At 69.2% G+C, this 211-nt stretch carries 1 protein-coding gene; it reads right to left on the bottom strand.

Annotated elements, in window-relative coordinates:
• The coding region (locus KDH83_RS32385; protein ID WP_212323330.1) for a filamentous hemagglutinin N-terminal domain-containing protein at window positions 1-211 on the bottom strand (211 nt) is incomplete at both ends.

Below are 211 nucleotides of genomic sequence, written 5' to 3' on the forward strand. Positions count from 1 at the left end.
TTCAGGCCCGCGCCCTCCACGCGCAGCTTGCCGCCCGCCACATCAAAGCCGATGCCGCCGTCCGGCCCCACCATGGGCTTGCCGGTCGTGAGCGTGGCGCGGTCCGCGTTCAAAAAGCCGCAGCCGTTGCAGGTGATGCCCGCCGGGTTGGCAACGATGATGTTGGCGCGGTTGCCGGCCACTTCCATCGTGCCCATCAGCTGCGAGGGGT

This window comes from Achromobacter sp. Marseille-Q0513, assembly GCF_018195695.1.
Classification (GTDB): domain Bacteria; phylum Pseudomonadota; class Gammaproteobacteria; order Burkholderiales; family Burkholderiaceae_B; genus Achromobacter.